This is a genomic window from Thermodesulfobacteriota bacterium (assembly GCA_035325995.1).
Lineage (GTDB): Bacteria > Desulfobacterota_D > UBA1144 > Nemesobacterales > UBA2774 > JADLGH01.
Window position 1 is genome coordinate 390,461 of sequence record DAOKYU010000002.1, and the last position, 25,889, is coordinate 416,349.

General features: G+C 51.8%; 24 protein-coding genes, 2 tRNA genes and 1 pseudogene. 20 read left to right on the plus strand and 7 right to left on the minus strand.

Features of this window, described 5'->3' with window-relative positions:
• Positions 1 to 166 precede the first annotated feature (166 nt).
• Complete coding sequence (locus tag PKC29_04670) at positions 167 to 640, minus strand: DNA starvation/stationary phase protection protein (protein HML94706.1); 474 nt, start codon at positions 638 to 640, stop codon at positions 167 to 169.
• 166 nt (positions 641 to 806) lie between these two features.
• Here PKC29_04670 and PKC29_04675 point away from each other — a divergent pair, with 166 nt between their 5' ends.
• The 4 genes from PKC29_04675 to PKC29_04690 all read left to right on the plus strand — a co-directional run bounded on the left by PKC29_04675 (position 807) and on the right by PKC29_04690 (position 4,707).
• Positions 807 to 1,235, plus strand: a complete 429-nt coding sequence (locus PKC29_04675) for a Fur family transcriptional regulator (GenBank protein HML94707.1) — start codon at positions 807 to 809, stop codon at positions 1,233 to 1,235.
• Positions 1,236 to 1,304: 69 nt separating this feature from the next.
• Entirely contained in the window at positions 1,305 to 3,023 is a 1,719-nt protein-coding gene (locus tag PKC29_04680; protein HML94708.1) for an Eco57I restriction-modification methylase domain-containing protein, read from the plus strand.
• Between the two features lie 16 nt (positions 3,024 to 3,039).
• Positions 3,040 to 3,783: a PaeR7I family type II restriction endonuclease gene (locus PKC29_04685; protein HML94709.1), complete on the plus strand. Its 744-nt coding sequence runs from the start codon at positions 3,040 to 3,042 to the stop codon at positions 3,781 to 3,783.
• Between the two features lie 333 nt (positions 3,784 to 4,116).
• Positions 4,117 to 4,707, plus strand: a complete 591-nt coding sequence (locus PKC29_04690) for a GNAT family N-acetyltransferase (GenBank protein ID HML94710.1) — start codon at positions 4,117 to 4,119, stop codon at positions 4,705 to 4,707.
• Positions 4,708 to 4,875: 168 nt separating this feature from the next.
• Here PKC29_04690 and PKC29_04695 read toward each other — a convergent pair whose 3' ends face one another.
• Positions 4,876 to 5,415, minus strand: coding sequence for an alpha/beta hydrolase (locus PKC29_04695; protein ID HML94711.1), 540 nt, complete (start codon positions 5,413 to 5,415; stop codon positions 4,876 to 4,878).
• A gap of 569 nt (positions 5,416 to 5,984) precedes the next feature.
• Here PKC29_04695 and PKC29_04700 point away from each other — a divergent pair.
• The gene (locus tag PKC29_04700; protein HML94712.1) at positions 5,985 to 7,562 is read left to right on the plus strand and encodes an NADH-quinone oxidoreductase subunit M; all 1,578 of its coding nucleotides are present in this window, start codon (positions 5,985 to 5,987) and stop codon (positions 7,560 to 7,562) included.
• Here the strand turns inward: PKC29_04700 and PKC29_04705 are convergent.
• Genes PKC29_04705 through PKC29_04715 form a run of 3 tightly spaced genes read right to left on the minus strand, consistent with a single transcriptional unit; the run spans position 7,504 to position 13,141 of the window.
• Positions 7,504 to 8,529, minus strand: coding sequence for a MoxR family ATPase (locus PKC29_04705; protein ID HML94713.1), 1,026 nt, complete (start codon positions 8,527 to 8,529; stop codon positions 7,504 to 7,506). The two genes, PKC29_04700 and PKC29_04705, sit on opposite strands and share 59 nt — an antisense overlap.
• Positions 8,526 to 10,139, minus strand: coding sequence for a tetratricopeptide repeat protein (locus PKC29_04710; GenBank protein ID HML94714.1), 1,614 nt, complete (start codon positions 10,137 to 10,139; stop codon positions 8,526 to 8,528). The genes PKC29_04705 and PKC29_04710 overlap by 4 nt, the downstream gene beginning before the upstream one ends.
• Positions 10,136 to 13,141: a DUF4175 family protein gene (locus PKC29_04715; GenBank protein HML94715.1), complete on the minus strand. Its 3,006-nt coding sequence runs from the start codon at positions 13,139 to 13,141 to the stop codon at positions 10,136 to 10,138. The genes PKC29_04710 and PKC29_04715 overlap by 4 nt, the downstream gene beginning before the upstream one ends.
• A gap of 101 nt (positions 13,142 to 13,242) precedes the next feature.
• On the opposite strand from PKC29_04715, the gene PKC29_04720 reads away from it, so the two are divergent.
• The 6 genes from PKC29_04720 (at position 13,243) to PKC29_04745 (ending at position 17,867) form a co-directional block, all read left to right on the plus strand.
• Positions 13,243 to 13,671 carry a 6-carboxytetrahydropterin synthase gene (locus PKC29_04720; protein HML94716.1) on the plus strand — a complete coding sequence of 143 codons (429 nt, stop codon included), beginning with the start codon at positions 13,243 to 13,245 and terminating at the stop codon, positions 13,669 to 13,671.
• 8 nt (positions 13,672 to 13,679) lie between these two features.
• The gene (locus tag PKC29_04725; GenBank protein HML94717.1) at positions 13,680 to 14,099 is read left to right on the plus strand and encodes a 6-carboxytetrahydropterin synthase; all 420 of its coding nucleotides are present in this window, start codon (positions 13,680 to 13,682) and stop codon (positions 14,097 to 14,099) included.
• Positions 14,089 to 14,643 (plus strand): GTP cyclohydrolase I FolE, encoded by a 555-nt coding sequence (folE, locus tag PKC29_04730; protein ID HML94718.1) that lies wholly within the window; start codon positions 14,089 to 14,091, stop codon positions 14,641 to 14,643. Before PKC29_04725 ends, folE begins: the two co-directional genes overlap by 11 nt.
• A gap of 74 nt (positions 14,644 to 14,717) precedes the next feature.
• Positions 14,718 to 16,043 carry a glutamyl-tRNA reductase gene (hemA, locus tag PKC29_04735; GenBank protein ID HML94719.1) on the plus strand — a complete coding sequence of 442 codons (1,326 nt, stop codon included), beginning with the start codon at positions 14,718 to 14,720 and terminating at the stop codon, positions 16,041 to 16,043.
• The gene (hemC, locus tag PKC29_04740) at positions 16,012 to 16,941 is read left to right on the plus strand and encodes a hydroxymethylbilane synthase (protein HML94720.1); all 930 of its coding nucleotides are present in this window, start codon (positions 16,012 to 16,014) and stop codon (positions 16,939 to 16,941) included. Before hemA ends, hemC begins: the two co-directional genes overlap by 32 nt.
• 86 nt (positions 16,942 to 17,027) lie before the next feature.
• On the plus strand, positions 17,028 to 17,867 hold the full coding sequence (locus PKC29_04745) for an exonuclease domain-containing protein (GenBank protein ID HML94721.1): 840 nt from the start codon (positions 17,028 to 17,030) through the stop codon (positions 17,865 to 17,867).
• A 6-nt stretch (positions 17,868 to 17,873) separates the two neighbouring features.
• Here the strand turns inward: PKC29_04745 and PKC29_04750 are convergent, their stop codons facing one another.
• Positions 17,874 to 18,302 carry a hypothetical protein gene (locus tag PKC29_04750; protein ID HML94722.1) on the minus strand — a complete coding sequence of 143 codons (429 nt, stop codon included), beginning with the start codon at positions 18,300 to 18,302 and terminating at the stop codon, positions 17,874 to 17,876.
• 154 nt (positions 18,303 to 18,456) lie between these two features.
• Here PKC29_04750 and PKC29_04755 point away from each other — a divergent pair.
• Positions 18,457 to 18,533: transfer RNA gene (locus PKC29_04755), tRNA-Met, on the plus strand.
• Here the strand turns inward: PKC29_04755 and PKC29_04760 are convergent.
• A complete protein-coding gene (locus PKC29_04760) occupies positions 18,528 to 19,682 on the minus strand; it encodes a site-specific integrase (protein HML94723.1) in 1,155 nt (384 codons plus the stop codon). The two genes, PKC29_04755 and PKC29_04760, sit on opposite strands and share 6 nt — an antisense overlap.
• Before the next feature lie 482 nt (positions 19,683 to 20,164).
• On the opposite strand from PKC29_04760, the gene PKC29_04765 reads away from it, so the two are divergent.
• The 8 genes and pseudogenes from PKC29_04765 to PKC29_04800 all read left to right on the plus strand — a co-directional run bounded on the left by PKC29_04765 (position 20,165) and on the right by PKC29_04800 (position 25,887).
• Positions 20,165 to 20,950 (plus strand): DUF3800 domain-containing protein, encoded by a 786-nt coding sequence (locus PKC29_04765; protein HML94724.1) that lies wholly within the window; start codon positions 20,165 to 20,167, stop codon positions 20,948 to 20,950.
• 175 nt (positions 20,951 to 21,125) lie between these two features.
• The gene (locus tag PKC29_04770) at positions 21,126 to 21,392 is read left to right on the plus strand and encodes a hypothetical protein (GenBank protein ID HML94725.1); all 267 of its coding nucleotides are present in this window, start codon (positions 21,126 to 21,128) and stop codon (positions 21,390 to 21,392) included.
• Positions 21,393 to 21,557: 165 nt separating this feature from the next.
• Positions 21,558 to 22,070: a hypothetical protein gene (locus PKC29_04775; GenBank protein ID HML94726.1), complete on the plus strand. Its 513-nt coding sequence runs from the start codon at positions 21,558 to 21,560 to the stop codon at positions 22,068 to 22,070.
• A gap of 143 nt (positions 22,071 to 22,213) precedes the next feature.
• Positions 22,214 to 22,287: transfer RNA gene (locus PKC29_04780), tRNA-Ser, on the plus strand.
• Between the two features lie 120 nt (positions 22,288 to 22,407).
• A pseudogene (locus tag PKC29_04785) lies at positions 22,408 to 23,314 on the plus strand (IS1 family transposase).
• Positions 23,301 to 23,879 carry a DUF559 domain-containing protein gene (locus tag PKC29_04790; GenBank protein HML94727.1) on the plus strand — a complete coding sequence of 193 codons (579 nt, stop codon included), beginning with the start codon at positions 23,301 to 23,303 and terminating at the stop codon, positions 23,877 to 23,879. Before PKC29_04785 ends, PKC29_04790 begins: the two are co-directional and overlap by 14 nt.
• Before the next feature lie 374 nt (positions 23,880 to 24,253).
• Positions 24,254 to 25,159, plus strand: a complete 906-nt coding sequence (locus tag PKC29_04795; GenBank protein HML94728.1) for an IS1595 family transposase — start codon at positions 24,254 to 24,256, stop codon at positions 25,157 to 25,159.
• Complete coding sequence (locus tag PKC29_04800; GenBank protein HML94729.1) at positions 25,144 to 25,887, plus strand: hypothetical protein; 744 nt, start codon at positions 25,144 to 25,146, stop codon at positions 25,885 to 25,887. Before PKC29_04795 ends, PKC29_04800 begins: the two co-directional genes overlap by 16 nt.
• The last annotated feature ends 2 nt before the right edge of the window (positions 25,888 to 25,889 follow it).

The following is a 25,889-nucleotide window of genomic DNA, read 5'->3' on the forward strand; positions in this document are numbered from 1 at the left end:
CCGGAAGGGCGGGCGGACGGTGTCCACGCCTGTTTATTATACCAAATGGAGGATGGACGCGGTAACCCGGGCTTTTGCCGAGCCATTCAGGCCGGCGCGGGGCTCGCGATCCCGTGGAAACCGCCCCGGCAGGCGTTTGCCTTACCAGGGAGCGGCCGTGAAAAGCTTAATCTTCGAGATTGGACCTCAGCATCCACGCCATCTTTTCGTGCTTTTCCATGAGCCCCGTGAGGAAGTCGCTCGTGCCCATGTCCTTGTGCTTCTCGGCGGCCTTTTCGAGATCGACGCGGAGCTTCCGGATGATGGCCTCGTGGTCGGAGAGGAGGGACCTTAGCATGTGCTTGGAGTCCGCACCCTTGGTGGTGTCCTCTTCGAGGGACTTCTCGTCGAGCATCTCCTGGAGGGAGCCGAGGGCGTGAACGCCTATGGACCTGCCCCTTTCGGCGACGTCGTCGATGATGTCCTGGAGCTCTTCGTACTGGCCTTCGAAAAACTTGTGAAGGTCGTTGAACTGGGGGCCTACTACGTTCCAGTGGTAGCCCCTCGTTTTCGTGTAGAGCACGTATTCGTCAGCTAGGACCCTGTTTAAAATCTTCCCGACCTGGTCTCTGTTCTTGTCGTCAATTCCGATGTTCGTCATGATCGATTTAACCTCCTTATTGAGTGATTTTCATTAATTATATAGCAAGAATAATGGTAGCTGATTGTGAGCTATTATCAAGTGGTAATTATTCTCATCTAAGTAATTTTCGCATTTACATTTAAAAATCGCGCTGGTAAACTATTTATTCATGAGAAGGACACACATGGGAAGAGCCAAAAGGCTCGAAATGTTGATGGATATGTCGAAGGAAAGGGGGCTAAAGCTGACGCCCCAGAGGATGGCCATATTCAACATACTGGCCGCCGCGGATCAGCACCTGACCGTGGACGACATATATAAGCAGGCTAGCGCGGAGCATCCGATGCTGTCGCCGGCGACAGTCTACAGGAACATGGAGCAGCTTGTGGAGGCGGGGCTCCTTACGCATTTAGACCTCGGCGGGCCGTCGATGAGGTACGACACGAATCTAGAGGAGCACCACCACTTCGTCTGCGACAAGTGCGGGAAGGTGACGGACATATACCTTAAGGGGTTCGATTACGAGGTCGACCCGGAGAAGTCGAGCCTGGATAATGTTCGCGTGGACTCGGGGAGGCTGTATTTGCATGGGGTTTGCGGGGAGTGCGGGTGAGGGGGGAGCAATTAATATTTCTTTCCTATCGCATTATCCGTCCTTTGTATTGTAAAATGATTAACTGAAATGGAGTATTCTTCTACACTTCCATTATTTCAGGCTCAAAACCAAAACACTGATTCGCTCAATGAAGCTATACAATTGATGTCCGAGTCGGGTGTCGAAGATCGCGGAGCCATCTATACGCGGAAAGAAGTGGTTGATTTTCTCCTTGACCTAATTGAGTACGTACAGAATAAACCTCTCTATAAATTTGGCTTGCTGGAACCCTCTTTTGGAGAGGGCGATTTCTTAATTCCCGCAATAGAGAGGTTGATTAAGTCGTACAAAATGCATCATGAGGCCGGGAAATATACTCTCTTGAAGGATGCTGTAAGGGGTGTCGAATTAAACAAAGTTTCTTTTGAAAGAGCCAAGAAAAAAATTTTAAATTTGCTTCGGAATGATTTTGATGAGGAACAAAGCAGGGATATAGTAGATTCATGGCTAATTTGCGGAGATTATCTGCTACAATCGTTCAATCTCAAATTCGATTTTGTAGTAGGAAACCCACCCTATATACGTCAAGAAACGATACCGGAAGTATTGTTGAAGGAATATAAAAAACGTTATACCACAATTTATGACCGTGCTGATATTTATATTCCTTTTATAGAAAAATCGTTGTTGCATCTTTCCCGTAAAGGCACTCTTGGATTTATTTGCTCTGATAGATGGATGAAAAATCGATATGGGAGCTCCTTAAGAAAGATGATAGCTGATCGTTTTCATCTAAAAATATATGTTGACATGGTGAATACACCTGCTTTCCATACTGAAGTAGATGCCTACCCTGCAATAACTGTAATAGTTAATGGAAAAGGAAGCAAAACTAAAATTTATCATAGGCCTGAAATTGACAGCTCAAAATTGAAGCTATTAGCTAAAACTCTTCTTTCAGATGAAGAAGAGGGTGGTGATGACGTAATAAGATCTATGGCCAATGTTGCATCAGGTTCCCAACCATGGCTGGTCCAATCCGCCGAGTATTTATCCTTGATACGACGTTTGGAGGAAGGGTTCCCGGATTTGGAAAAGTCTGGTTGCCGGGTCGGTATCGGGGTTGCTACAGGGCTTGATAAAGTATTTATAAATTCATACGATGAGATGGATGTTGAGGCCGACAGGAAACTGGCTTTGGTAACAACCAAGGATATCCGTAATGAGGCTATAGAATGGCACGGATTGGGTGTTATTAATACCTTTGCTGATAACGGTGGTCTGGTTGACTTGGAAAACTATCCCAAGCTGAAAAAATACCTGGAGAGCAGAAAAGAGCTGATTCTGAAAAGGCACATTGCCAGGAGATCGCCGGAAAAATGGTACCGGACCATAGATCGGATTTATCCCCATTTAGCCGGGATTCCTAAACTTTTGATTCCTGATATAAAGGGAACTCTTCATATCATTTATGAATCTGGCAAATTCTACCCGCACCATAATTTGTATTACATTTTATCTCATGAATGGAATTTAAAGGTACTTCGCACAGTATTACTATCCGGGATTGCTCAAATGTTTGTTTCGGCATACTCAACTCGTATGCGAGGTGACTATCTACGCTATCAAGCCCAGCATCTCCGTCGTATTCGATTACCTAAATGGTCTGAAATTTCCTCAGATTCCAGAAATAGGCTTATAGTAGCTGCTGAAAACGGTAATATTGACCGATGTGAGGATTTGATTTTTGGTCTTTATGGTTTGTCGGATAGTGAGATATCCTTTGTGAAGAAATTTAAGTCCTAAAGATTATAGAAGCCTTATGAGCATCGATCTTGCAGATTATGAGAAAAATGCGTCTGAAGCTGTTCAGGCTTTTTGGGGGAATAGGGAAAAAGCGAAACAGAAACAGATAGAGTCTGGGAAATCGGATCAAGGTGAACGCGCCAGTGTGACAGCCGGCAACAATATGAATGGATTCATTGTTTTAATGTTGCACTTAGTTAAGGCGAATGGGCTCGTAAATGCAGAAGTATATTATAAGCGGGGTGTTGTGACTTTGCCCGGGTTTTTTCGCCCGACGAAATTATGGGATATGGTGGTTATACACAAAGGCCAGCTTGTAGCTGCTCTTGAATTTAAAAGCCAAGTTGGTTCATTTGGCAAAAATTTCAACAATCGTGCTGAAGAAGCCATTGGTTCGGCCCATGATTTCTGGACTGCATACAGGGAGGGAGCCTTTGGTCGCGAAGCTCCGAGGCCATTTCTCGGGTGGTTAATTATGCTCGAAGATTCAATAGAATCGCGAGTCCCTGTTGGTGGAAATGTCTCTCTACGCTTTCCGATGTTCCCGGAATTCAAAGGAGCATCAATAGCTGATCGCTATGATATTCTTTGCCGCAAGCTAATCCAGGAACAGCTATATACCGCAACTGCCTTCATTCGTTCTCCGAAAACTGCAATGGATACCGGTTATTACGAAGAATTAAGCGATCTGACAAGCTTAAGGGCTTTTGTTACAAGCTTTGCCGGTCACATTGCGGCGACCGCTGCACGAACTTTATGAAAAAGATATGTTTTGGAAATGTGACAAATGAGGTTAGTGAATGGCAGTTGGAGCATATCCGTAAAGGGGTAGAGGCGGCTCGCGGTGGTGAGTTTGCGACGGACGCCGAGGTTGAAGAGTTTTTTCGAAGGTATGGCAACACATTTTCGGATGGGGCTGATTCTTAGTACAGACGGCTCCTGACAGTTTATGAATTCCTCTCTTTGAAGTCCGAAACGCTGGATTTCTTCCTGCATCGAAACTTCTATAAATTCTGTTCTTGATATTTCCTGTATGCGATTACAACATAGTGTAATTCGGTAAATCTATAATTATGGGGGGGGGAGGGTTATGGTGGAAGGAGGGGTTAATGTAGCCGGTACGGGGGATGAGGGGGCGGTGGCGGCGGCTTTGACGATTGCGTTCGCGGGGGACCCGATGACGAGGTGGTCGTGGGAGACGCCGGAGGCGTACCTGAGCGCGTTTCCGCGTTTCGCGCGGGCGTTCGGGGGGCGGGCTCTCGGCCTCGGAACTACCCACTACACTGACGGCTTCTCTGGCGCGGCTGTCTGGTACGCACCCGGCGAGGGGCCGGACGAGGACGCGCTCATGGGCGTGATAGAGGAAACGATTTCCGAAGCGCGGCGTCCTTCCGTTTTCGCCATACTGGAGCAGATGGGGAATTTCCATCCCGAGGAGCCGCACTGGTATCTCCCGCTTATAGGCGTCGATCCGAGATTCCAGGGCAGGGGCGTGGGCTCGATATTGATGAAACACGTCCTCGAAATATGCGACCGGGGCGGCGTGGCGGCGTATCTCGAATCGTCCAACCCGAGGAATATTCCTTTCTACGAGCGGCACGGGTTCGCTATACTTGGAAAGATACAGCACGACGATTCGCCCGTTGTGGCGCCGATGCTGAGGAAGCCGCGAAAGGGAGGTTAGCGTAATCGGCGTCGGATTCGGTACGCAATCCGCCGGATGCAGTGAATCAGCGCCGCCGTTACCGTCTACACGGCTTCAGGCCGAATAGACGTGCTCCTCCGGACTGGCGTCTTACGCCGCTCTGCCGGGGGAACCGCGAATAGCCCGGGCTATCGTGCGTTCCTCGGCCTAACCCGAATGACGCGTGAGGAAATCGAGCGTCTTTCTGTTGAACTCGTCCGTGCTCTCGTAGAGGGCGGCGTGGGCGCAGTTCTCGAAAACGAGGAGCTCCGAATTCCTGATTCCGCTCGTCATCCTGTCGGCGAAGCGCGTGGACGTGACCATGTCGTACTCGCCGAAGGTTATCAGCGTCGGGGCGGTTATATTCCCGAGGACGGACTCGCAGTCGTGTGCGAGCACCGCGTCGGACTGTCTTAAGAACGCCTCGACGGGCTGAGCGGGCCTGCCCCTGACGAAATCCGAAAGCGCCTGTACGTAATCGGGCTTTGTAGCGTAGAGTCCCGGTGTGAAGCACCACGGGAATATCCCTAAAATGACAGCCTCGGCGACGTTTCCGAGCGCCTGCGCCGTGACGCGCCAGCCCTCGACCACGACTTTCAGGAACGGGTCGGACTTAGTCCATCCGCTGTGGGACGAGAGCGACTTCACCTTGCGCGGGTATTTGGCCGCGAGACAGAGCGCCGTCGCCGCTCCGAGGGATACGCCCATAAGGTAACCCCCACCTTAATCCTCCCCCTTTGTAAAGGGGGAGGGAAAGATTGTTGATGGATTGCTTGCGGAAGTGGATTCCCGATGTATAGGCAAGTTTCGAACGGTACCAGATTAACATAGGTGCTATGAATCAGTGGCGTCCGATTCCTCGCTCGCTCGAAATCGTTGGGAATGACAGGATAATTAATTGAATCCCCTCACCCCTGCCCCTGCTTTGGTTTATGTTTGTTTCGAGCAGTACCGGATGAACTCTGGTGCAGTTGGCCGAGGGCGTCCGAATGCTCGCTTGCTCGCATTCGTTCCCCGGAGGAAAGAGGGTATAACGGACGCGCGGGAGATTGTAAAAAGTCTCGCCCCGTGCTACGTCGGGTGCCAGCGGACGCCGTCCTCTATCCTATGAAACTGTACGGCAGTCTACGGAGATGGACGCTCTATGGCTGATTACAAGGTCATGGTCACGGCCACCGGTCGCCAACACTCACAACGTGCTTGAAACATCCATACCCTCAAGTATATTTAAACCCCGTATTCGACTTCTGGGCCTTCAGCTAAGGTATCAACCATAAATGGAATCAATATTTAGCGGGAACCTGTCACTCATATTGTTCTTCCCCCTGGTAGGCATCCCCCTGGTTTTGCTGCTTTCGTACGCCGGCAAGGACCAGGAGAAGATGAAGATCGGGGCGCTCGTCGTCGCGGTAATCGAGTTCCTCATTTCGATCCCGCTTTTCACCAATTTCGAGCTCGGGTTCGCCGGGATGCAGTTCGAGACGAAGATTCCGTGGCTTACGGGGCTCGGGGTGAGCTATCACGTAGGCATAGACGGCATAAGCATACTCCTGGTCATGCTGACGACGTTCCTGATGCCTATAACGCTGCTCAGCACCTGGAATTCGATACACAAGGGCATGAGGGAGTTCCTCGTGCTTATGCTTTTTCTCGAAACTGCCCTTTTGGGGACGTTCGTCGCCCTCGATATGATCCTTTTCTTCGTGTTCTGGGAGGCGGTCCTCATACCGATGTATTTTATCATCGGCATATGGGGGACGGACAGGCGCATTTACGCCGCGCTCAAGTTCTTCCTTTACACGGCGTTCGGAAGCGCGCTGATGCTCATTGCTATCTTTTACCTCTATTACCTTCACATACAGCAGTTCGGCTTCCCGTCGATGGACGCGCTCGACTTTTACAAGCTCAAAATACCGTTCAGCGGCATACTCAGCCCGCAGGGGCTGGCGTTCTTCGCCTTCTGCCTCGCCTTCGCGATAAAGGTGCCGATGTTCCCCGTGCATACGTGGCTGCCCGACGCGCACGTCGAGGCCCCGACCGCGGGCAGCGTGATCCTGGCCGGTATCCTGCTGAAGATGGGTACGTACGGCTTCGTACGTTTCCTGATGCCGTTCTTCCCGGACGCCGTCGAAGCGTATCTGCCGGTGCTGATAGTGCTCGCGCTTATAGGGATCATCTACGGCGCGATGGTAGCCTTCGCGCAGAAGGACTTGAAGAAATTAGTCGCCTATTCGAGCGTGAGCCACCTCGGCGTCGTGATGCTCGGTGTGTTCGTCCTTAACATGCAGGGCATGCAGGGCGGCATATACCAGATGGTGAACCACGGTATTTCGACGGGAGCGCTCTTTATCCTGGTCGGGATGCTGTACGACAGGCGGCACACGAAGAAGATCGCCGAGTTCGGCGGCCTGGCGAAGGTGATGCCGCTCTTCGCGGCGTTCTTCCTGATTGCGACGCTGTCGTCTATAGGGCTCCCGCTCCTGAACGGTTTTGTCGGGGAGTTTCTCGTTCTCCTGGGCGCGTTCGAGTATAACTACAAGTACGCGGCCATAGGCACGACCGGCATAATCCTGGGCGCGGTTTACATGCTGTGGGCGTATCAGAAGGTGCTGCTCGGCCCGCTCGAAAACCCGGAGAACAAGAACCTCAAGGACGCGAGCGCGAGGGAGATAATCGTTCTTATCCCGTTAGCCGTCATGATGTTCGTGATGGGTATTTATCCCAAGCCCTTCCTCGAAAGGATGGAGCCTTCTGTCGAGGCGCTGCTGAGGGCGAAGTATCCGAATAGCGCCGTCGTCATACACCAAGACGAGCGCCCGCCCTCGGATCTACCTTATCAAGTATCTCACGAATAATATCTTCGGGCTTTATTCCCTCGGCCTCGGCCCTGAAGTTGAGGACTATCCTGTGTTTAAGGACCGGACCGGCTATGGCGTCCACGTCTTCGGTGGAGGGTGTGAACCTCCCGTCGAGGACGGCGCGGGTTTTGCTGCCGAGTATGAGGTATTGGGAGGCCCTGGGCCCGACGCCCCACGAAACCCCCTGCCTTACGGCTTCGGGGGTGTTCGGGTCTTCGGGGCGGGTAGCCCTCGCGACCCGTACGGCGTAGGCCGCGACGTGGTCCGGGACGGGGACCCTGTGTATGAGCTCCTGGTATTCGAGGATCTTGTTCGAGTCGAGTATCTTCGAGAGAACGGGATTATACGTGCCCGTGGTCGTCTGGACTATCTTCACCTCTTCTTCGTAGGACGGATAGGTGACGTCTATCTGGAACATGAACCTGTCGAGCTCTGCCTCGGGCAGCGGATAGGTGCCTTCCTGCTCTATCGGGTTCTGCGTCGCGAAGACGAGGAACGGCGAGGCTATGGGATACGTCTCACCGCCGACCGTAACGCGTTTTTCCTGCATCGCCTGAAGGAGCGCGGCCTGCGTTTTCGGGGACGCCCTGTTTATCTCGTCGGCGAGGAGGATGTTGCAGAATATCGGGCCGTGGATAAACCTGAAAAACCGTTTGTCGGATATCTGGTCCCTTTCGAGGACTTCCGAGCCGGTGATGTCGGAGGGCATGAGGTCGGGCGTGAACTGAACGCGGTTGAACTTCAGGCTGAGGACGTCGGAGAGGGTGCTCACGAGCAGGGTTTTCGCGAGTCCGGGGACGCCGACGAAGAGGGAGTGCCCGGAGGACATGAGCGAGATCAAGAGGAGGTCTACCACCTTTTCCTGCCCGACTATGACCTTGCCTATCTCGTTTACTATCTCGCCGCGTACGCGGGCTATCTCATTTACAGTTCCGGCGTCGTTTGTGTGTAATTCTTCGTTCATTTCTTCTGCTCCTGGTATCCGAGTATTGTAAGCATCCTGCCGTATTTTCCGGCCTCTTCCTTCCGTCCCTCGGCTTCGTATATGGTCTTGAGCGCCGAGTGAACGTGCGGGTCGAACGGGTTCACGTAGAGGGCCGCCGTGAACGATTCCTCGGCGCGGGCCGTGTTGCCCTTGGCGAGGAATATGCGGCCTAGGACGAGGTTTACGTCTATCTCGTCGGGGTAGAGCTCGGAAAGGGGCTCCATCGCGGCGAGGGCCTTGTCCTGCTCGCCCCGGCGGCTCAGGGCCGTGGCCATGCGCGTCGATATGACGAGCGAGCCGGGGTCGAACGTGAGGGCCTTGTCATATTCGTACACTGCCGCTTTCAGCCTCCCTCTTTCGCCGAGAAGGTCGCCGAGGCGGGTGTGGTTGCGCGCCTTCCTGTCGTCGATGTCGACGAGGTCTTCGCTGCCGTCGGGCTCTTCCTCGCCGTCCTTCATTATTCTGACGCCTTTTACCTGGAGGCCGGGGAGCTTCTCGCGGAGGTTCTTCTTTTCGAGGTCGGCCCGCCACGAGGTCATGAAGTCGCCGAACGGAAGCCCGGTGACTTCTTCTATCGCGGACTCGTAGTCGTCGCGTCTTCTCATCGAGTCGAGGAGGGCGACGAGGCCGTCGTTGCCCCATTTGTCGACGAGGAAGCCGACGCTCGTCCCGGCCTGGGCGAAGGCGAGCTGGGCCTCGCGGGCGCTGCTCAGCATGGCGAGCGACGGGTGCATCTTTTCTATCGGGACGAGGCTGTCGCGCTCGAGCGCGTCGGCGAGTATGGTCTCGTAAAAGGGCGTCAGCACGTTACGCTTTTCTTTTCTCCAGCGGGTTTCCTCGAACTTGGCGATACCCTCGTGGAGCCAGACCGGGACCGTGTTCTCGCTCTTTAAGAATACGAGGTAGTGCGTATATTCGTGGGCGAGCGTGTCGGCCCAGGTGTATCCCTTGGGCAAGAGCCTCGGGGACAGGATCATTATACGGTTGAATTTGCATATGCCGACGACGCCCGTCGTCTCGACATTTTCGGGCGGGAGGGTCGAGGCGAGGGTGAAGCTTTCGAGGTCGGGATATATTTCGATTATGACAGGCACCTCGGGGTAGGTTTCGAGGTCGAGGCCGATCTCGTAGCGCGCCTTTTCGAGCACGTCCCTGCCGAGCTCGGCGACGACGAGGTCTTTAGGGTGCGCGTACCTGATGATGAAGTTGTCGGAGGAGACTTCCTTCCAGCCGGGCCTGTTCCCGGACGCGTGGGCGATGAAGCCCATGAATCCCTGTCCCTTATCTTCGTTTTTCGAATTTTCGAGCACCATGCCGGCGTACTCGCCCGCCTTTTCGTAATCGCCCCTGTAGAACTCCACGATGGCATTCAAATACCAGGCTTCGAGCTTCTTGTCCTCGGTGTCGGCGGCGCGGAGGAGGTCGTCGGCCTTTTGCGAGGCCTCGTCTATCTTCCATTTCTTGATGTCGTCCTCCGCGGATTGCAGGAGGGACGGCTGTTCGGGAGCGGGCTCCGCCAGCGCGGCCGTGTGAGCCGCGGCGGAAAGGAGGAGCGCGAGCGCCGTTACGAGTATTGAGCGGGGCTTCATTTTATTATCCTGTCGTAGTATTTCCTGTTGAGCTCCCCGTATCCCTCGGGAGAGCCGCTTTTCATCGCCTCGATGATCCTTTCCTTAAACGCCTTTCCGACCTCGGAATCGTCCGCCGCCGGTATCTCGACATAGCGCGTGTCCATGCCCTGCGAGCCCGCAGCCTGCCGCTGGCCGAGCACCATGGGCACGGGCTGGCCGTTGCCGCGCGCGCTGGCCTGCATTTTCTGGAGGAGCCCCTCGGCCTCCTCGCGGGCGCTCTTGAGCGACTTTACGGCCTCGTCCTGGTTGGAAATGGCCTTGGATATTTCGTTTGCGTCCAGGCTGTCCGAAGCCTTGCCCATGAAGTTCTCGGCGTCGCTTACCTTGCCGCCGATCCCGGGGCTGAGAGGGAGGTCCCTGGACATTTCGCTTATCTCGCTTCCGAGCGCGCCGGCGTCCTTTCTTATCTCGTCCTGTCTTTCGGCCATGCCGGCGGACTCGGGCCTCTGCTGGTTCGATTTAAGGAATTCTTCGAGATCTTTAACTATTTCGCCCGAGAGCCGGTTCGAGTTGGAAAGCTCCCGGCGGCCGGCCCTCAAATTACCGACGCCGGCGTCTCCGAGGTCGAGGAGGTTGTCGGACGTCTGCCTGAGCGCCCGGGCGTTCTTGAGCGATTCGTTTATGTCCATGGATTCGAGCCAGTTCCTGAGCTCCTCGGCCTTCTGGATGCCGGTGTCGAGGAGGTAGCCGCCGTCGGGGGAAGTCTCGGCGCGCGCGCCGCCCGTGATCCTGGCCTTCGCTTCCATGAGGTTCTTTTTTATCTCTGCTACTTTCTCTTTCTGCTTGTCTATGAAGTCCCGGAGGCTCCTGCTTTGGGACCCCTGGTCTTCGAGAAGGGATTTCTTCATCTCTTCGGTGGATTGTTTGACCGCTTCCTGCTCGCGCTCGAGGCCGCCGATTTTGGATATGATTTCGTTCAGTCTCGTCATGTCCTGTGACATCTGCGACGAGCCGAAGGACTGGAGCCCGCTTTCGAGCGAGGCAACCATGTTCTGGAGGGTTTGTTCGAGCTGGGCAAGCGCCGAGAGTGCCCCGTCGATGTCGCTGCTCTCCATCATCTTCCTGAGCTCGTCGAGCTTTTGTTTCATGTCCATGGACTTGAACGCGTCTTCGTTTAAAAAGCCCTCGCGGACGTCGCCGTTCATCCCGGCCATCTTCCGGGCGAGCTCGGACATCTTGCCTTCGAGCTCGCGGAGCTTGTTTTCTATCTCGGCGCGGAGCGCCTCGTCGCCCGTCTCGCCGAGCTTCGCGAGCATCTCGGACAGCTCGCCGTATTCGGACAGGAGCTCCCTGCCCGACAGGAGCGATTCGCGGAGCCTTTCGCTCTTGAGCATGGAGTCGAGGTAGAGTATGTCTTCCTCGAATTCGGTGATCTCCCTGTCCATCAGGCGGCCGAGACGGGCCGTGTCTATGACGTCGAAGGATTCGAGGAGCGAGCGGCGCTCGGAAAGGAGGTCGTCTATCCTGACGTCCATGTTGGCCAGGGCGAGGAACTGCGTGTAGTCGGAGTGGTTGTCCTCCTTCATGCCTTCGAGTATTCCCTTTAGCGTCGCGGACGCGCCTTCGACGCCGGAAGTGATCCGGGCCTGCGCTTTTAGCGCGTTTTCTGCCGGCTGCCCCCCGGAAGTGAGAGATTCTTTGTACGTATCGACGGCGTCGATCTCGTCGCCGAGGACGCCTATTAATTCTTCCATGAGCTTCCCGGTTTCGGCCACGACCTCGCGGTGCTTCTGTTTTTCGTCGGAGAGCTTTACGGTTACGGCGTTCGATACGCCGGGCTTGGGGCCCGAGACGGAGTCGTTGTCGTAGGCCTCGACCCTTAGCTTTATCGTGCCGCCGGGGCCGAAGTCGACGCTTCCGGTGTCGAAGACGTAGGCGTCGTTGTGGGATGTGCGGCCGCCGGGGGCCTTGCCGATGAGCCTGCCGGACTTGCCCTCGCCGCCTTCCCACGCGAGCCTGAATTCGGAGAGGCCGAAGTCGTCGTCGGCTTCGTAGAGTATCTCTATCCGCCCCGAGGAGCCGGCCTCGACAGTCTCGCCGCCGGGGGTGGTTATGGCGACCCGGGGCGGGGCGTCTTCCCCGGCCGTTATGGAGAAGGGCTCCGAGGCGTAGTCTCTCGAAGATTCGACTATCCTGTAGCTCCCGTCGCCGAGGACAGTGAAGGAGGCGCTTATCCTCCCGTCCTTTACGGATACGGGGAAGGACGAGCCGTTTTCGAGCGCGAGCCGTCCGCCGGAGAACCTCCCCAGGGGGCGCGCCGAGAATGTGACCTTCGTACCCTTGAGGGCCTTTACGTCGCCGCTCCCGCCCGAGAGTTTTTCCCGAGGGAGCTTCGTGTAAGCCGGGTAGTCGAGCGTGAGCTCTATATCGGCGAGGCCGAGCCTCCGGGAGCTTTCGCCGGGGTAGAGCTCGGAGCCGAGGAGGAACGACCTGAAACCCTCGGGCGCAATAAACAGGACGAGGGCCGCGACGAGCGCGGACGCCGCGAGGGGAGCGGCGTACCGCTTCAGCCTCTTTCCCGTATATATGGAAGAGATGTCCCCCGTTTCGAGCCTCTTCGCGGCGTAGTCTATGTGGGCCGAGGCGAGCTCGCGGGACCCGTATGCGGAGGCGCTGTCTCCGGTGCTCTTGCCGAGCTCGACCGCGCTGAGCGTGTCTTCGCCGAGGCCCGGGGAGAGGCTGTCGAGATTCGAAAGGACGTCGTCCCCGCGCTTATTGTAAAACGGGAGAAAAATAAGGAAGTAAGCCCCCGTGGCGGCGGCCGCCACGACGAGTATCTTGAGCGCCGAGTAGTAAACCGGGTTTTCGGAGACGAGCGACAGGAGCCCCGCCGCGGAGAGGGCCGCTAGCAGCACGACAGCCGTGCCGGCGAGCCCTTTCAGGAGAAGAAAGCTCTTTCTTTTCCTGCCGAGTATCTTTAGGAGCGAGCCTAGTTTTTCCCGAGAATCTTCACTCCGCATGGATTTAAAAGGTTACCCCACACATACCCCCAAAGAAAGTTGGTAGGTGGAATTTACTATGCTATCCTAATCGGTCGCCGAAAAAACGGATACAATTAATCATGGGATACAGGAAGCTTCTGACGAAGAGAATGGATTTTTCCGCGTCTCACCGGTATTGGAACCCGGAGTGGAGCGAGGAGAAGAATAGAGAGGTGTTCGGAAAATCCGCGAGCCCCCACGGACACGGGCACAATTACGCCCTGGAGCTTACGGTGGAGGGGGAGGCGGACCCGGAAACGGGGATGATCATCAACCTTTACGACCTCAAGAAGATAATGAAGGAAGTGCTCGAAGACTTCGACCACAAGCATTTAAACGAGGACAACCCGCATTTCATAACGCTCGTGCCGACGACGGAAAACATCGCCCGCGTCCTCTGGGACGGTTTTAAGGAGAAGATACCGGGGGACGAGAGGTGCCGGCTTTACAGGGTAAGGCTCTACGAGACCCGGGACATGTACGTCGATTACTGGAGGGACGAGGACTGATGGAGCATGTGACGGTAACGAAAACTTACCGTTTTTCCGCGGGGCACAGGCTGGCGATAAGGGGCCTTACGGACGAGGAGAATTTCAGGATTTTCGACACGTGCTCGAACCCCCGGGGACACGGGCACGATTATTACCTGGAGGTGAAGGCCGGCGGCGGGATCGACCCCGTGACCGGAGTCGCCGTCCCGGAAAGCACGCTCGACGAGGCCGTTCTGCCCGTGATAGAAGAGCTCGACTACAAGCGCCTCGACATCGAGGTCCCCTATTTTTCCGACAATCAGCCCACAGGCGAGAACATCGCGGAGTATATATGGAAGCGGCTCAGGGCCGGGCTCGGGAAGAGTCTCGTTCACATAAGGCTGAGCGAGACGGCGACGAGCTATTTCGAGCTTTACGAGGAGGAGACATATCCTTATGAGCGTTGAAACTGCAATAAGGGAGATATTGATCAAAATCGGGGAAGACCCGGACAGGGAAGGGCTCAGGGACACGCCGGACCGGATGGCGAGGATGTTCGGGGAGCTTACGGCAGGGTATGCGGCTTCGCCCGAGGAGATAATAAGGGAAGCGCTTTTTCACATTAAATACGACGAGATGGTTGTCGTGAAGGACATCGAGTTTTACAGCCTCTGCGAGCATCACATGCTGCCGTTCTTCGGGAACTGCAGCGTGGGGTATATCCCCAACGGGAAGATCGTCGGCCTCAGCAAGATACCGAGGATCGTGGAGGTGTTTTCGAGGAGGCTCCAGGTGCAGGAGAGGATGACGGCGCAGATAGCCGATTTCCTCATGGACGAGCTCCATCCGCTGGGCGTGGCCGTCGTGGCCGAGGCCAAGCACCTGTGCATGGCGATGAGGGGCATAATGAAGGCCGACGCGAGCATGCTGACGAGCTCGATGAGGGGGGCGTTCAAGAAGGACGAGAGGACGAGGGCCGAGTTCCTGAGCTTTATAGGCAAAAAGGCCTGACGGTATGGAATAGCAATAATTTCGAGTTCGTATATAATTAAGGGTCTAAACCCGGAGTGTGTGCAGGTAACGAGATGCAGCGAATAGTGGTCCTCGGACTCAGCCACAAAACCGCACCGGTCGAGCTTCGCGAGCGCTTCTCTTTCACGAAGGACGAGCTGGAGCAGAGCCTCCCGGCACTCGCAGGAATGCCGCACGTGAGCGAGTGCCTCGTGCTTTCGACGTGTAACCGCGTGGAGGTTTACGCGGTGTCGGAAGACGCCGACAGGTGTATCGAATCCATAAAGACGTTCCTTTCCGAAGTGCGCTCCATCCCGGTCCAGGAGTTCTCGCCCTATCTTTACGCATCCGTGGGGCACATGGCCGTCCGCCATATATATAATGTGGCGGCGGGGCTCGACTCGATGGTCGTGGGCGAGCCGCAGATACTCGGGCAGATAAAGGACGCGTACAGGACGGCGTACATAAAAGGCACCGCCGGCCTCATATTGAACAGGCTCTGCCATTCGGCGTTCTTCGTCGCCAAGCGTATCAGGACGGAGACGGGGGTGGGGTCGAGGGCTGTGTCCGTGAGCTACGTCGCCGTCGAGCTCGCCAAGAGGATATTCGACGATTTGACGAGAAGGTCCGTCATGCTGATAGGCGCGGGGGAGATGGCCGAGCTTGCGGCGAGGAACCTCATCGGCGCGGGCATCGGCGAGCTCGTGATATCGAGCAGGAGCTTTTCGAGCGCGGCGCGCCTCGCCGAGAGCCTTAACGGGAAGCCGATACGGTACGAAGAAATATTCTACAGCTTAAAGGACGTGGACATCGTAATAACGGCGACGGGATCGCCGGACTTCGTCATAAAGCCTCATCACATGCGCGAGGCCCTTAAGCTCAGGGGGAACGAGCCCATATTCATGATAGACATAGCCGTCCCGCGCGACATAGACCCGAGGGTCGGCGAGCTGCCGGACATTTATCTTTACGACATAGACGACTTAAAGGGCGTCCTCGACGAGAATATAAGGTCGCGGCGCGAAAGTGCGGCCCGCGCCGAGGAGATCGTGCTCGAAGTAGAAAAGGGATTCCAGACGTGGATAAACGGACTTAAGGTGGTGCCGGCGATAATAGACCTCAAGAAGAGGTTCGAGCAGATAAAGTCGATAGAGGTCGAAAGGGCGCTCGCCAAGCTGGAGAACTATTCCGATAAGGACAGGGAGGTCATCGACGGCATGGCGTCCCGCATAATCGGCAAGATCCTTCACGGGCCTCTCACGAATCTGAAGAAGGAGGCCTCGACATCGAGGGGCGCTCTTTACGTGGATTCGGTTAAAAAACTTTTTGAGCTTGAGAAAGAGATCCTCCTGCTCGTAGAAGAAGAGGATGATGAATCGACCGTTCAGGATTGGAACTAGGGGAAGCGCGCTTGCACTGTGGCAGGCGAATTTTATAAAAGGCCTTCTTCTCGAAAATTACCCAGATTTAATCACCGAGATAAAGATCATAAGGACCGAGGGGGACAGGGACCAGAAGTCCGAGCTGGCCGGGATCGGCGGCAAGGGCGTTTTCGTGAAGGAGATCGAAGACGCGCTCCTGACGAACAAGATCGACGCCGCGGTCCACAGCATGAAGGACATGCCGGCCGTTTTGCCGGACGGGCTCGCCATAGGCGGGGCGCCGGAGAGGCACGACCCGAGGGACGCGCTTTTGACGCGCGGCGGGTTTACGCTCGACCGCCTGCCCGAGGGGGCGAGGGTAGGGACAGGGAGCCTCCGGCGGGGGGCGCAGCTTTTGAGCCTTCGGCCGGACTTGAAGATTCTCCCCCTCAGGGGGAACGTCGATACGCGGATACGGAAGCTGAGGGAGGGCGGCGAGTACGACGCCATAATCCTCGCGGCCGCGGGGCTCGGGCGGATGGGGCTTACCGCCGAGGCTTCGGAGATTATCCCGCCCGACGTGATGGTGCCCGCACCGGGGCAGGGGATAATCGCTGTCGAAAGGCGGGAGGACGATCCGTGGGCCTTCGAGATCACGGCGTCTCTCACGCACGAGGAGACGTGGACGGCGGCAGCGTCGGAGAGGGCGTTCCTGAGGGGGCTCGGCGGGGACTGCAACGTTCCGGCGGGCGCCTATGCAGAGGTGGAAAGGGGGTTTATAAAGATGACCGGCGTCGTAGCCTCGCCCGACGGGCGGAGGATGGTGAGGGAGACGGTGACCGGCCCGGTGAGGGACCCGGAGAAGCTCGGCGAAGGGCTCGCCCGGAGCCTCATGGATAACGGCGGCAGCGATATACTCTCCGGGCTTTCCGGCTGAGCGGTCCGGGTTTTAGTCCGGCCTCTTTCTTGGTACCCGCACTTCGTGGTAATATTTAATCCCAAAAGGAGTCCAGCGTGCGTTATATGAGCCCTTCCGAAGTGCCTTTTGCCTTCCTCGACGTAGAAACCACCGGGCTCGACCCCGCCACGGGGGACAGGGTTTGCGAGATCGCCGTCCTCAAGACCGTGAACGGCGAGGAAGTCGGCAGGTTCGTAACACTCGTCAATCCCGGAAGATCGATACCTCTCGGCGCCGTTACCGTGCACGGCATTACGGATGCAATGGTGTGCAGGGCGCCCTTTTTCAGGGACATAGCGGGCGATCTCCTATCGTTCATAAGGGGCGCGGTCATCGTCGCCCACAACGCGCGGTTCGACCTCGGATTCCTAAGGATGGAGCTTTCGAACCTCGGCCTCACGCTCCCGGAGACGGACGTCATAGACACGCTCGGCATAGCGAGGAGGTACTATTCCTTCGCCAGTAACAGCCTGGGGCACATCGCCCGCGACATAGGGCTCCCGGCCGCCTCGGCGCACAGGGCGCTGGCGGACGTCCAGACTACAAGGAGCGTATTCGAGTATTTCCTCATGGACCTTAACAGGCGGGGAATACGCCTGAAGCGGCTGAAGGATGTTCTCAAGCTCCAGGGGGAGACGGTGACCGTCGAAGTGGAGGTTACGCAGCTCGTCGTGCCGTGGGAGATAGAAGAGACCTTGAGGATTCGGGGGAAGCTCCGTATCAAGTACCTTTCGGCGTACCGGAACGAGACCACGACCCGCGTTATAGAGCCGCTCGAAATCAGCGCCAGAAGGGGCGGGACGTACCTTTACGCCTACTGCCACATGCGGAAGGAGAGGTGCACCTTCCGCCTCGATAGAATACTGGACATGCAGATAATAACCGCCGTATCGGCGGCGAGGTAGCCCGGGCTACTTCTGCAGCGCGCCGGAATCCCCGGCGCCTCCGCTGCCGCCCTCGGGGGCGTCGGTCGTCTGGCCGGAGCCGGTGTTCGGCGTTTCGTCCTTGCCCGGGGAATCGGCCGAATCGCCGCCGGGTATCTCGCCGAGCTCGAGCTTGAGGTCGATTATCTCGGCCTCGAGCCTCTTGGACCGGGCTATGAGCTTCTGGTTCTCTATCCTGAGCGAGTTGAGCTCGTTTTTGAGGTCGTTTATGTAGGCGTCGAGCCTGTTGCTGTCTTTCTTTATCTCTTCGAGCTCGCTTTTTGTCTTTTCGAGCTCGACGTTGGGGGTCGGAGCGGGCGCCGGCTCCTCGACCGAGGCTTCTCTTTTGCAGGCTGAAAGAGCCGAAATCGAGATGACGAGCGCTGCGGCTATCAGAATCGAGTTTATCCTTTTCATGTTCAAATCCTCCTCCCTGTCAAGTCGTGTACCGTAACTTAATCTATATTTTTTGCGCCCGAATGTCAATAAAACCGGGTGATTCTACGGGGTTTTACCCCGCTTATCTTGACGGATGGCTAAACATCGAGTAGCTTATTAAATTCTACGCAGACGCGGGGTGGAGCAGCTTGGTAGCTCGTCGGGCTCATAACCCGAAGGTCGGAGGTTCAAATCCTCCCCCCGCTACCAATAAAACCAGGAAGTTACATTTCCCTCATACGAACGTAAATTGTATTGGTCACCGGATTGGTCACCAAGTGAAAAAGAAAAATGGGTCGAGAGTCCTTCTAAGGCCGATCTCAAAGACTCATTGGGGTGAGCATACCGCATAGTCATATCCAGAGACGAGTGTCCCAGGATTTCCTTAACTGCAACAATGGAGGAACCCAATTCAATCATTCGTGTTGCCGCAGTATGCCTTAAGTCGTGAAACCTTAGTCCACAGATTTTAGCTTTTTTCAACGCGAGCGTAAAAGCCCGATTTAGAGAATCCTGTCGCAAATAAGGGGTCCCTTTAGAGTTCAGGAATACGTTTTCACGACCAGAATTCCTCAATCTCAGCTCCAATAGTAACTTTCTGATTGTCGAGTTTATTGGAATACGCCTTGTCTTCTTGTTCTTTGAGTTGGTTTGATCAATAGTGATGATTCCGCTATCCAAATCTACGTTATTCCACTTAAGCGATATTATCTCTCCCTTCCTCATGCCCGTATACAGTGCAGTAATCACGATGTCTCTAAGATAACTATCACAGTTGGAAAGGAGCCTCTTTTCTTCCTCTAGAGTTAGGATTCGCTCCTTTTTATTGTTTAGGGGCAACAGTCTCGCTCTTGAGACCGGGGTCTTTCCGAAAAACCTATTCCATCTATCTGCGAGGTTAAAGAGGTGGCGTAATACCTCTAGCTCCCTGTTAACTGTAGCTGGCGAGACCTCATTTAATCTCGATGTCTTATAGTCATCAACGTCTTGAGCTTTTATATCGGAGAGGAGCCGCCCTTTGTAAAAGGATGTCAGATGTCTTAAACATAGCTCATCTCTACTCCATGAACGCTTTTTTACAGTATCCCGTACATACGTAAGATACACTTTGGCGAAGTCTTCAAAGGTGGGAATTTCTGCATCTAGCATGTCCTCTTGTCCAAGTTTTACCGTCTGTTCCCTCTTTTGTAAAATCTCCTTGGCAATGGTTTTTGTCATCGCCCCCCGCTTTCCTATTGACTCTTGTTTCATGCGCCCATTCCGATCCCTATACTTAAGTACCCATACACCGTGGGTGTTGTTGCGCTTACCCTCTCTGCATGTTTTGCAGCGGCATTTCCGTAAAAAGACGCTTCCCATGTCATTTGTCTCCTTTCTTTCTCCCTACTTTCTTTTTTTCTAATTCTTCTAAGGGATTGATATCTCGCTTCTCCTTTCCCACATAGATACAACGTGTTCTGCCCTGATACGTGAAGTATGCATACCAATAAAGCCCGTGGCCGGGACCACCCTCCTTACACTTCTGGCAACCACACTTCGCAGGCTTTTGCTGATACACGACAGCGGGACCAAGGAGGGAGCCAATGTGATTGTAAAGTTGTCGTAGTTCTTTCGGTTTTAGATTGTTTGTACTCTCTATCAACATATCTAACATTATTAGATATGTTATATCGATCTCAAAGTTTTATCAAGTTGGTATCAAAAATATGCTGCAGAAAGCAACCGGTTCCTACGTACTAATATATTGATGTCTTTTCGGTAGTGGGTCAGTTTGAATTGTTTTAGGGGAGGGAGGATTTTATCTCTTTATATAAATCATTAATCACACTATAATTGCAATCGTGAGAAGATATAGGTTATATATCGATGAATCTGGTGACCATACCTGCAATAACTTCGGCAATCCAGATAACAGGTACCTCTGTTTGTTGGGGATTTTTATCAGAGAACAGGTATATAGAGAAAATACACACCCAGCACTAGAACTTCTTAAACAGCAACACTTTCCGCATAACCCCGACGAACCAGTCGTGTTCCATAGAAGAGATATAATTGATAGAAAGGGGTCATTTTGGAGGTTAAGAGATTCAAATCGGGAAAAATCTTTTAATAAAGACCTATTGTCATTTTTGTCTAGTCAGGAGTATCACATCATTGGAGTTGTCATAGATAAAAAGCGTCATATAGAGCGCCATGGTACTGCAGCTTTTCACCCTTATCACTATTGTATTGCGGCTATGTTAGAACGGTATTGCGGTTTTCTTAACTTCTACAGCGGAAAAGGGGACGTATTAGTTGAGAGTCGAGGTGGCAAAGAAAACAAACAGCTTAAAGAAGCCTACAAAAGGATATACTATAGTGGCACATATTATCACCCTGATAGTTTTTTTCAAAACACACTTACGAGCAACGAAATAAAACTAAAACCTAAAAGTTCAAACATTGCCGGATTACAGTTGGCGGACTTATTGGCATATCCTGTGAAACAATCAATACTTATTGATAATAAAAAAATTGGCCAAACTAGAAATACGTTCTCAGATCATATATGTAGGCACATTGAGGGTAAATACAATAGGCAGATTTATCAAAATAGAATCTCCGGATATGGTAAAATATTCTTATAAAAAAAAGCCGGGTTTCCCCGACTTTTTTTTCGCTGACCCTACACGGGTCATCCACCTCCACATTGATGTGGATTAATATTATTATCCCCCCAAATCGCTCGCTCTGTCAATAGGGGCTCTTTACAAAATCAAGCTCTTATTAGACACTACGTTTTTCATATGGCATACTATAGGTATGCCTAACCGCTCAAGAAAGCAATCAGACGATGTGAACGTACTTGCCAAGTCCTTGGTAGAGAAAGCCACCAAAGAACCTTCCGAAAAAAACCCATCCGAGGAAAAGTCCGAGAAGAACCCTGCCGCCGTAGCTTTAGGCCGCTTAGGGGGCCTAAAGGGGGGCAAAGCGAGAGCCAAACGACTCTCCGCCGAAAGGCGCAAAGAGATAGCCAAGAAAGCAGCCGAAGCTCGATGGGCAAACCAAACCAAGCCAAAGAATAAATAATTACTCGCCAATCCGGCAAACTCATTTAAAACAAACATATATATGAGTGCCTGCAGAGAGTTAGAAGGTTCCTCTTATCCGCATTTGACTTGCCTCTTTGGCATTTGGTATAATTAATGATAATTTCCTTGGCTATTATGCCAAGACGTAAGAGGGGTAAGAGCTATGGATAGCAAGATAAGTGATGCAATTGAAGTTTTACAGGCCGAACTCGAAGAGCAGGAACGTAATATTATAAAAGTTAAGGAGACCATTAATTTTCTTTTGGCCAAGATTGGAAAAGAGCCTCGGTACGCTGGGTCAGAACTAAATGCTACTCAGATTAGTCTCCGTCCCGATATTTTTTACGGTAAGCCACTTGCGACTGCGATTCGGGAATACTTAGAGTGGAAAGGAGTAGCTTGCAAAGTCGAGGAAATACTACAGGGGCTAGAAGAAGGAGGTTTTGACTTTGAATGGAAAGAGAAGGATAGATTGAGAAACCTTGCAATTAATATATCCAAGAATACGGCGGTGTTTCACAAACTACCCAATAGTATGATTGGTTTACTGATCTGGTACCCCGAAGCAATGAAAAAGAAAAATGAGAGAGAAAGGGCATTAGAAAATGCCGGGGTAAAAGAGCCGGAAGTAGAAATTAATGAAAAAACTAATGAAAACAGCGAAATACCGGAATAAATTTGGAGGTGTAATTATGCTTCGGCGGAAGGGAAGCCCCTGAGTGGAGGGTTGTCGCACTCAGGGGCAGATACGCTAGTCTAAGAGAGGAAAAAGCTGGCCACTTCGATCTCTCTTAGGCAAGGCAACCCACTTATCTCTATCCCCCCGTACCTCAATTGGAAAGAGGAACGATCTGCTAAATCGTGCGTTCCCAGTTCGAGACTGGGCGGGGGGACGTTCTATTAAGACTAAATAGTATACCTGAACGATAGCACCACCTTAAAGCGGAAGTCAATGCTTTTAGTCCGATAATAAATCTATTGACTATGCTTGAGCGGTCAAGTATAATAATACTATGAACAGGCTAGATACCAAGAAACAGGCTCAGATAATAGCGGCTTTAGTCGAGGGCAATTCTATAAGGGCTACGTCCAGAATGACCGGAGCGGCCAAGAATACGGTTATTAAGCTCTTAGTCGATGTAGGTACGACATGCTCTGAGTATCAGGACAAGGTTTTTAAGAATCTCCCTTGTACCAAGATTCAATGTGATGAAATATGGGCTTTCTGCTATGCTAAGGCTAAGAACGTCCCTGAAGAAAAGAAAGACCAGTTTGGCTATGGTGACGTGTGGACGTTTACGGCCATCTGTGCCGACACAAAGCTTGTTCCCTCTTGGTATATAGGCAACCGCGATCTCGTAACCGCCACAACCTTCATGAAGGACTTAGCGGGCCGACTGGCAAACAGGGTACAGCTAACCACGGACGGGCATGCAATGTATCTCGACGCCGTTCCTAGTGCTTTCGGAAGGGATATAGATTACAGTCAGTTGATAAAGATATACGGCACAAGTACCGAATCTCAGGGCCGCTATAGCCCTCCGCATTGCACCGGAGTAAGGGCTAAAGAGGTTCTTGGCTATCCAGAAGGCAGGCACGTATCGACTTCATACGTAGAACGCCAGAACCTTACCATGAGAATGAATATGCGCAGGTTTACGAGGTTGACCAATGCTTTCTCTAAGAAGGTGGAGAATCTAGGCCATGCCGTAGCCCTTCACTTCATGTACTATAATTTCTGTAGGATTCATCAATCTCTAAGGTGTACACCCGCCATGAGAGCAAAGGTTACAGACCATCTTTGGGAGATCGAGGACATATTAGCCCTGCTAAAATGAAACTGACCCACTACCGTCTTTTCTTGGAATTGAGAGTTTTGAGTTATTAAATTATAATAAGCCCGGTTATGGAAACCAGTAAATATTCCAATACTTTAAGTGAAATTAGAAATATTTATCAGGAATATGCATTTAAAGAGATACAAGAAAAATATCCTGCTACAATAGACCCTTATTTTTTCGATTGGAATAAAATTTTAACTGATGTTGAGAAATTAATTTGGGAGGATATTCGTCGTTTATGCCTGCCATTCTATCCTAAAGTTCCTATAGGTAGATACTTCGTAGACTTTGCTGACCCTATAAAAAAAATAGGAATTGAAGTCGATGATAGGAAATCAAACCGAGATGTAATAATTGATGAAAAACGAGAAAGCGAATTGCATGAATCTGGTTGGATTTTAATAAGTATAGATCGAGATCTGTGTTTTAAATCCAAGGAAGACTTCATATTGAGGGGTGTGAAATATAAAAAGGAAGATTATACAATTAATTTCAGCAAATATTTGAACTACACTTCCGAAGGAATCTTGCTGAGTCTCAGGAATCGATATTATCCTAATCTATCTCCAAATTCTAAATATCTAGAGGACAGGGACTATGAAAATTGTTATCACGATCAAGTTCTTTGGAGATTCGACGAATGAATTCAATTAATTGTGTAGTTTTACTGCTAACAATTAAGGAGGTCGTCATAAAATAAAAAATCACTTTAAAGTGGAGACCTCAGTTCACCCCATAACTATTAACCAGTTAAGAGAACCATTATAAAAATCTCGACCCGTCGTTTTCGCTTAAGAGATGAGGTTGATAACATCGAAAGAAATACGCCGTAAAAATGCGGGTGAAGCCTTGATTAGGGTGGGAAAGGGTTACGTAAGTTTCAGCGAAGATATTACAAATGAGAGGTCGTTGCTGGACTAAAGGTAACGCGATTATATACTTGACAAACCCAACTATATGACCTATAATAAATATATACGATAGCCAATATGGAGGCAATGAGTTGGGTAAACAATCTATTAATGCTGAATATTTCAATAACGAAGATAAGGCAAGAGAATACCTTGAAAACCTGAGATGGAACGACAAGCCTGAATGTCCACATTGCGGGAATAACGAGAACAATTACAAACTCGAAGGGAAAAGTCACCGCAAGGGGCTTTACAAGTGCAAAGCATGTAGAAAGCAATTTTCTGTAACAGTCGGCACCTTATTCGAAAGAAGTAAAATCAAACTTCATATATGGCTTAAGGCTGTTTATTTTCTTTCGGCCTCGAAAAAGGGAATGTCCAGTCACCAGCTTCACAGAATGTTAGGAGTTACCTACAAGACCGCATGGTTCATGAGCCACAGAATCCGTGAAGCAATGAAAGACCCCATTTTTATCAAGAAGCTCGGCGGAAAGGGGAAAGTGGTCGAGGTGGATGAAACCTTTTGGGGAAACAAGGGAAAGCACGCGAAGGGGGCAAGGGGTTGGGGGCATAAGGAAAAAATATTCACGCTAATAGAAAGGGGAGGAGAAGCCAGATCGTATCACGTCGAAACTGTATCCGCTAAGACCTTGAAACCCATAATGAGAAGGCAGATTGATGCCGACACCCAAATAATGACGGATGAGTTTATGAGCTATAGGGGGCTTCGCAAGGAATTTGCAAAACATGATTTTGTAACCCATTCCAAAAAGGAATACTCCAGAGGGGCTATTCATGTTAATAGCTGTGAGAATTATTTTAGTATGTTAAAACGGGGACTCAACGGCGTTTATCATCATGTGAGTAGCCAACACCTCAAGCGATACATAGGAGAGTTTGACTTTCGACACAATAATAGAAAAATAAGTGATATAGAACGATGCGATATGGCGTTAAAGGGTATCGCCAATAAAAGGCTGTTATATAAGGATTCATCGTGTCTAACCATGTGAACAAAAAAGTTGTTTTAAGGTTAGGTGGCGACAAAATAACCGCCAACGAGTTCAGGAAAGGTCTAGTCTCTTTTCAGTCTGTATTGGAAGAAGTAGCCAAGGAATTTACCAGACAAGCGCATGCATTTACTTGGTTTGTTGGTGTTGAACGGGGGAGTATTAACGTTGAGTTTCAGCCCGAAGCAAGAGAAATGACCAAGGCACTCTTGGATAGCTATATTGATGTTTTTAATGCCGGGCTAGATGTCCTACAAAAGAAAGCCGAAAGACCTCCATTTTTTAACGACGCCGCCCTAGAAAACATTGAGATTCTTTCCAATTTACCTTCTCGGAAAGAGGATTCTGGGATTACAAAAATCAGCATTGTTGCAGACGAATCTTCGCATGAGATAACTCCGTATTATGGTGCCAACGTTAATCATATTCTGGAGATACAGGTTAGGTCTTTGGGCTCCATCGAGGGGGAATTATTAACCGTTTCCCAACGAGACGGCACAAGGATAGTTATTTATGAATCTCTTACCGATAGAGCCGTGCAATGTTATATACCAGATGAAATGTTAGAACAGGCGATTAATGCTTTTGGTGGACGAGTATATGTCTTTGGTTTAATTAGTTATGGTAGAGATGGCAGACCAAAGAATATTAGAGTTGAGGAATTGAGGGTATTTCCCGAAGATGAAGATTTACCAAGCGCTTATGATGTTTGTGGCATATTGGGAGATTAAAT

Bases quoted from the DNA above. Each gene is read 5' to 3' on its own strand.
- hemC (HML94720.1), top strand. From the start codon at position 16,012: ATGATGAATCGACCGTTCAGGATTGGAACTAGGGGAAGCGCGCTTGCA.
- PKC29_04710 (HML94714.1), bottom strand. From the start codon at position 10,139: ATGAAGCCCCGCTCAATACTCGTAACGGCGCTCGCGCTCCTCCTTTCC.
- PKC29_04775 (HML94726.1), top strand. From the start codon at position 21,558: ATGGATAGCAAGATAAGTGATGCAATTGAAGTTTTACAGGCCGAACTC.
- PKC29_04720 (HML94716.1), top strand. From the start codon at position 13,243: ATGGGATACAGGAAGCTTCTGACGAAGAGAATGGATTTTTCCGCGTCT.
- PKC29_04675 (HML94707.1), top strand. From the start codon at position 807: ATGGGAAGAGCCAAAAGGCTCGAAATGTTGATGGATATGTCGAAGGAA.
- PKC29_04745 (HML94721.1), top strand. From the start codon at position 17,028: ATGAGCCCTTCCGAAGTGCCTTTTGCCTTCCTCGACGTAGAAACCACC.
- PKC29_04680 (HML94708.1), top strand. From the start codon at position 1,305: ATGGAGTATTCTTCTACACTTCCATTATTTCAGGCTCAAAACCAAAAC.
- folE (HML94718.1), top strand. From the start codon at position 14,089: ATGAGCGTTGAAACTGCAATAAGGGAGATATTGATCAAAATCGGGGAA.
- PKC29_04715 (HML94715.1), bottom strand. From the start codon at position 13,141: ATGCGGAGTGAAGATTCTCGGGAAAAACTAGGCTCGCTCCTAAAGATA.
- PKC29_04695 (HML94711.1), bottom strand. From the start codon at position 5,415: ATGGGCGTATCCCTCGGAGCGGCGACGGCGCTCTGTCTCGCGGCCAAA.
- PKC29_04770 (HML94725.1), top strand. From the start codon at position 21,126: ATGCCTAACCGCTCAAGAAAGCAATCAGACGATGTGAACGTACTTGCC.
- PKC29_04750 (HML94722.1), bottom strand. From the start codon at position 18,302: ATGAAAAGGATAAACTCGATTCTGATAGCCGCAGCGCTCGTCATCTCG.
- PKC29_04760 (HML94723.1), bottom strand. From the start codon at position 19,682: ATGGGAAGCGTCTTTTTACGGAAATGCCGCTGCAAAACATGCAGAGAG.
- PKC29_04670 (HML94706.1), bottom strand. From the start codon at position 640: ATGACGAACATCGGAATTGACGACAAGAACAGAGACCAGGTCGGGAAG.
- PKC29_04685 (HML94709.1), top strand. From the start codon at position 3,040: ATGAGCATCGATCTTGCAGATTATGAGAAAAATGCGTCTGAAGCTGTT.
- PKC29_04790 (HML94727.1), top strand. From the start codon at position 23,301: ATGGAAACCAGTAAATATTCCAATACTTTAAGTGAAATTAGAAATATT.
- PKC29_04700 (HML94712.1), top strand. From the start codon at position 5,985: ATGGAATCAATATTTAGCGGGAACCTGTCACTCATATTGTTCTTCCCC.
- PKC29_04705 (HML94713.1), bottom strand. From the start codon at position 8,529: ATGAACGAAGAATTACACACAAACGACGCCGGAACTGTAAATGAGATA.
- hemA (HML94719.1), top strand. From the start codon at position 14,718: ATGCAGCGAATAGTGGTCCTCGGACTCAGCCACAAAACCGCACCGGTC.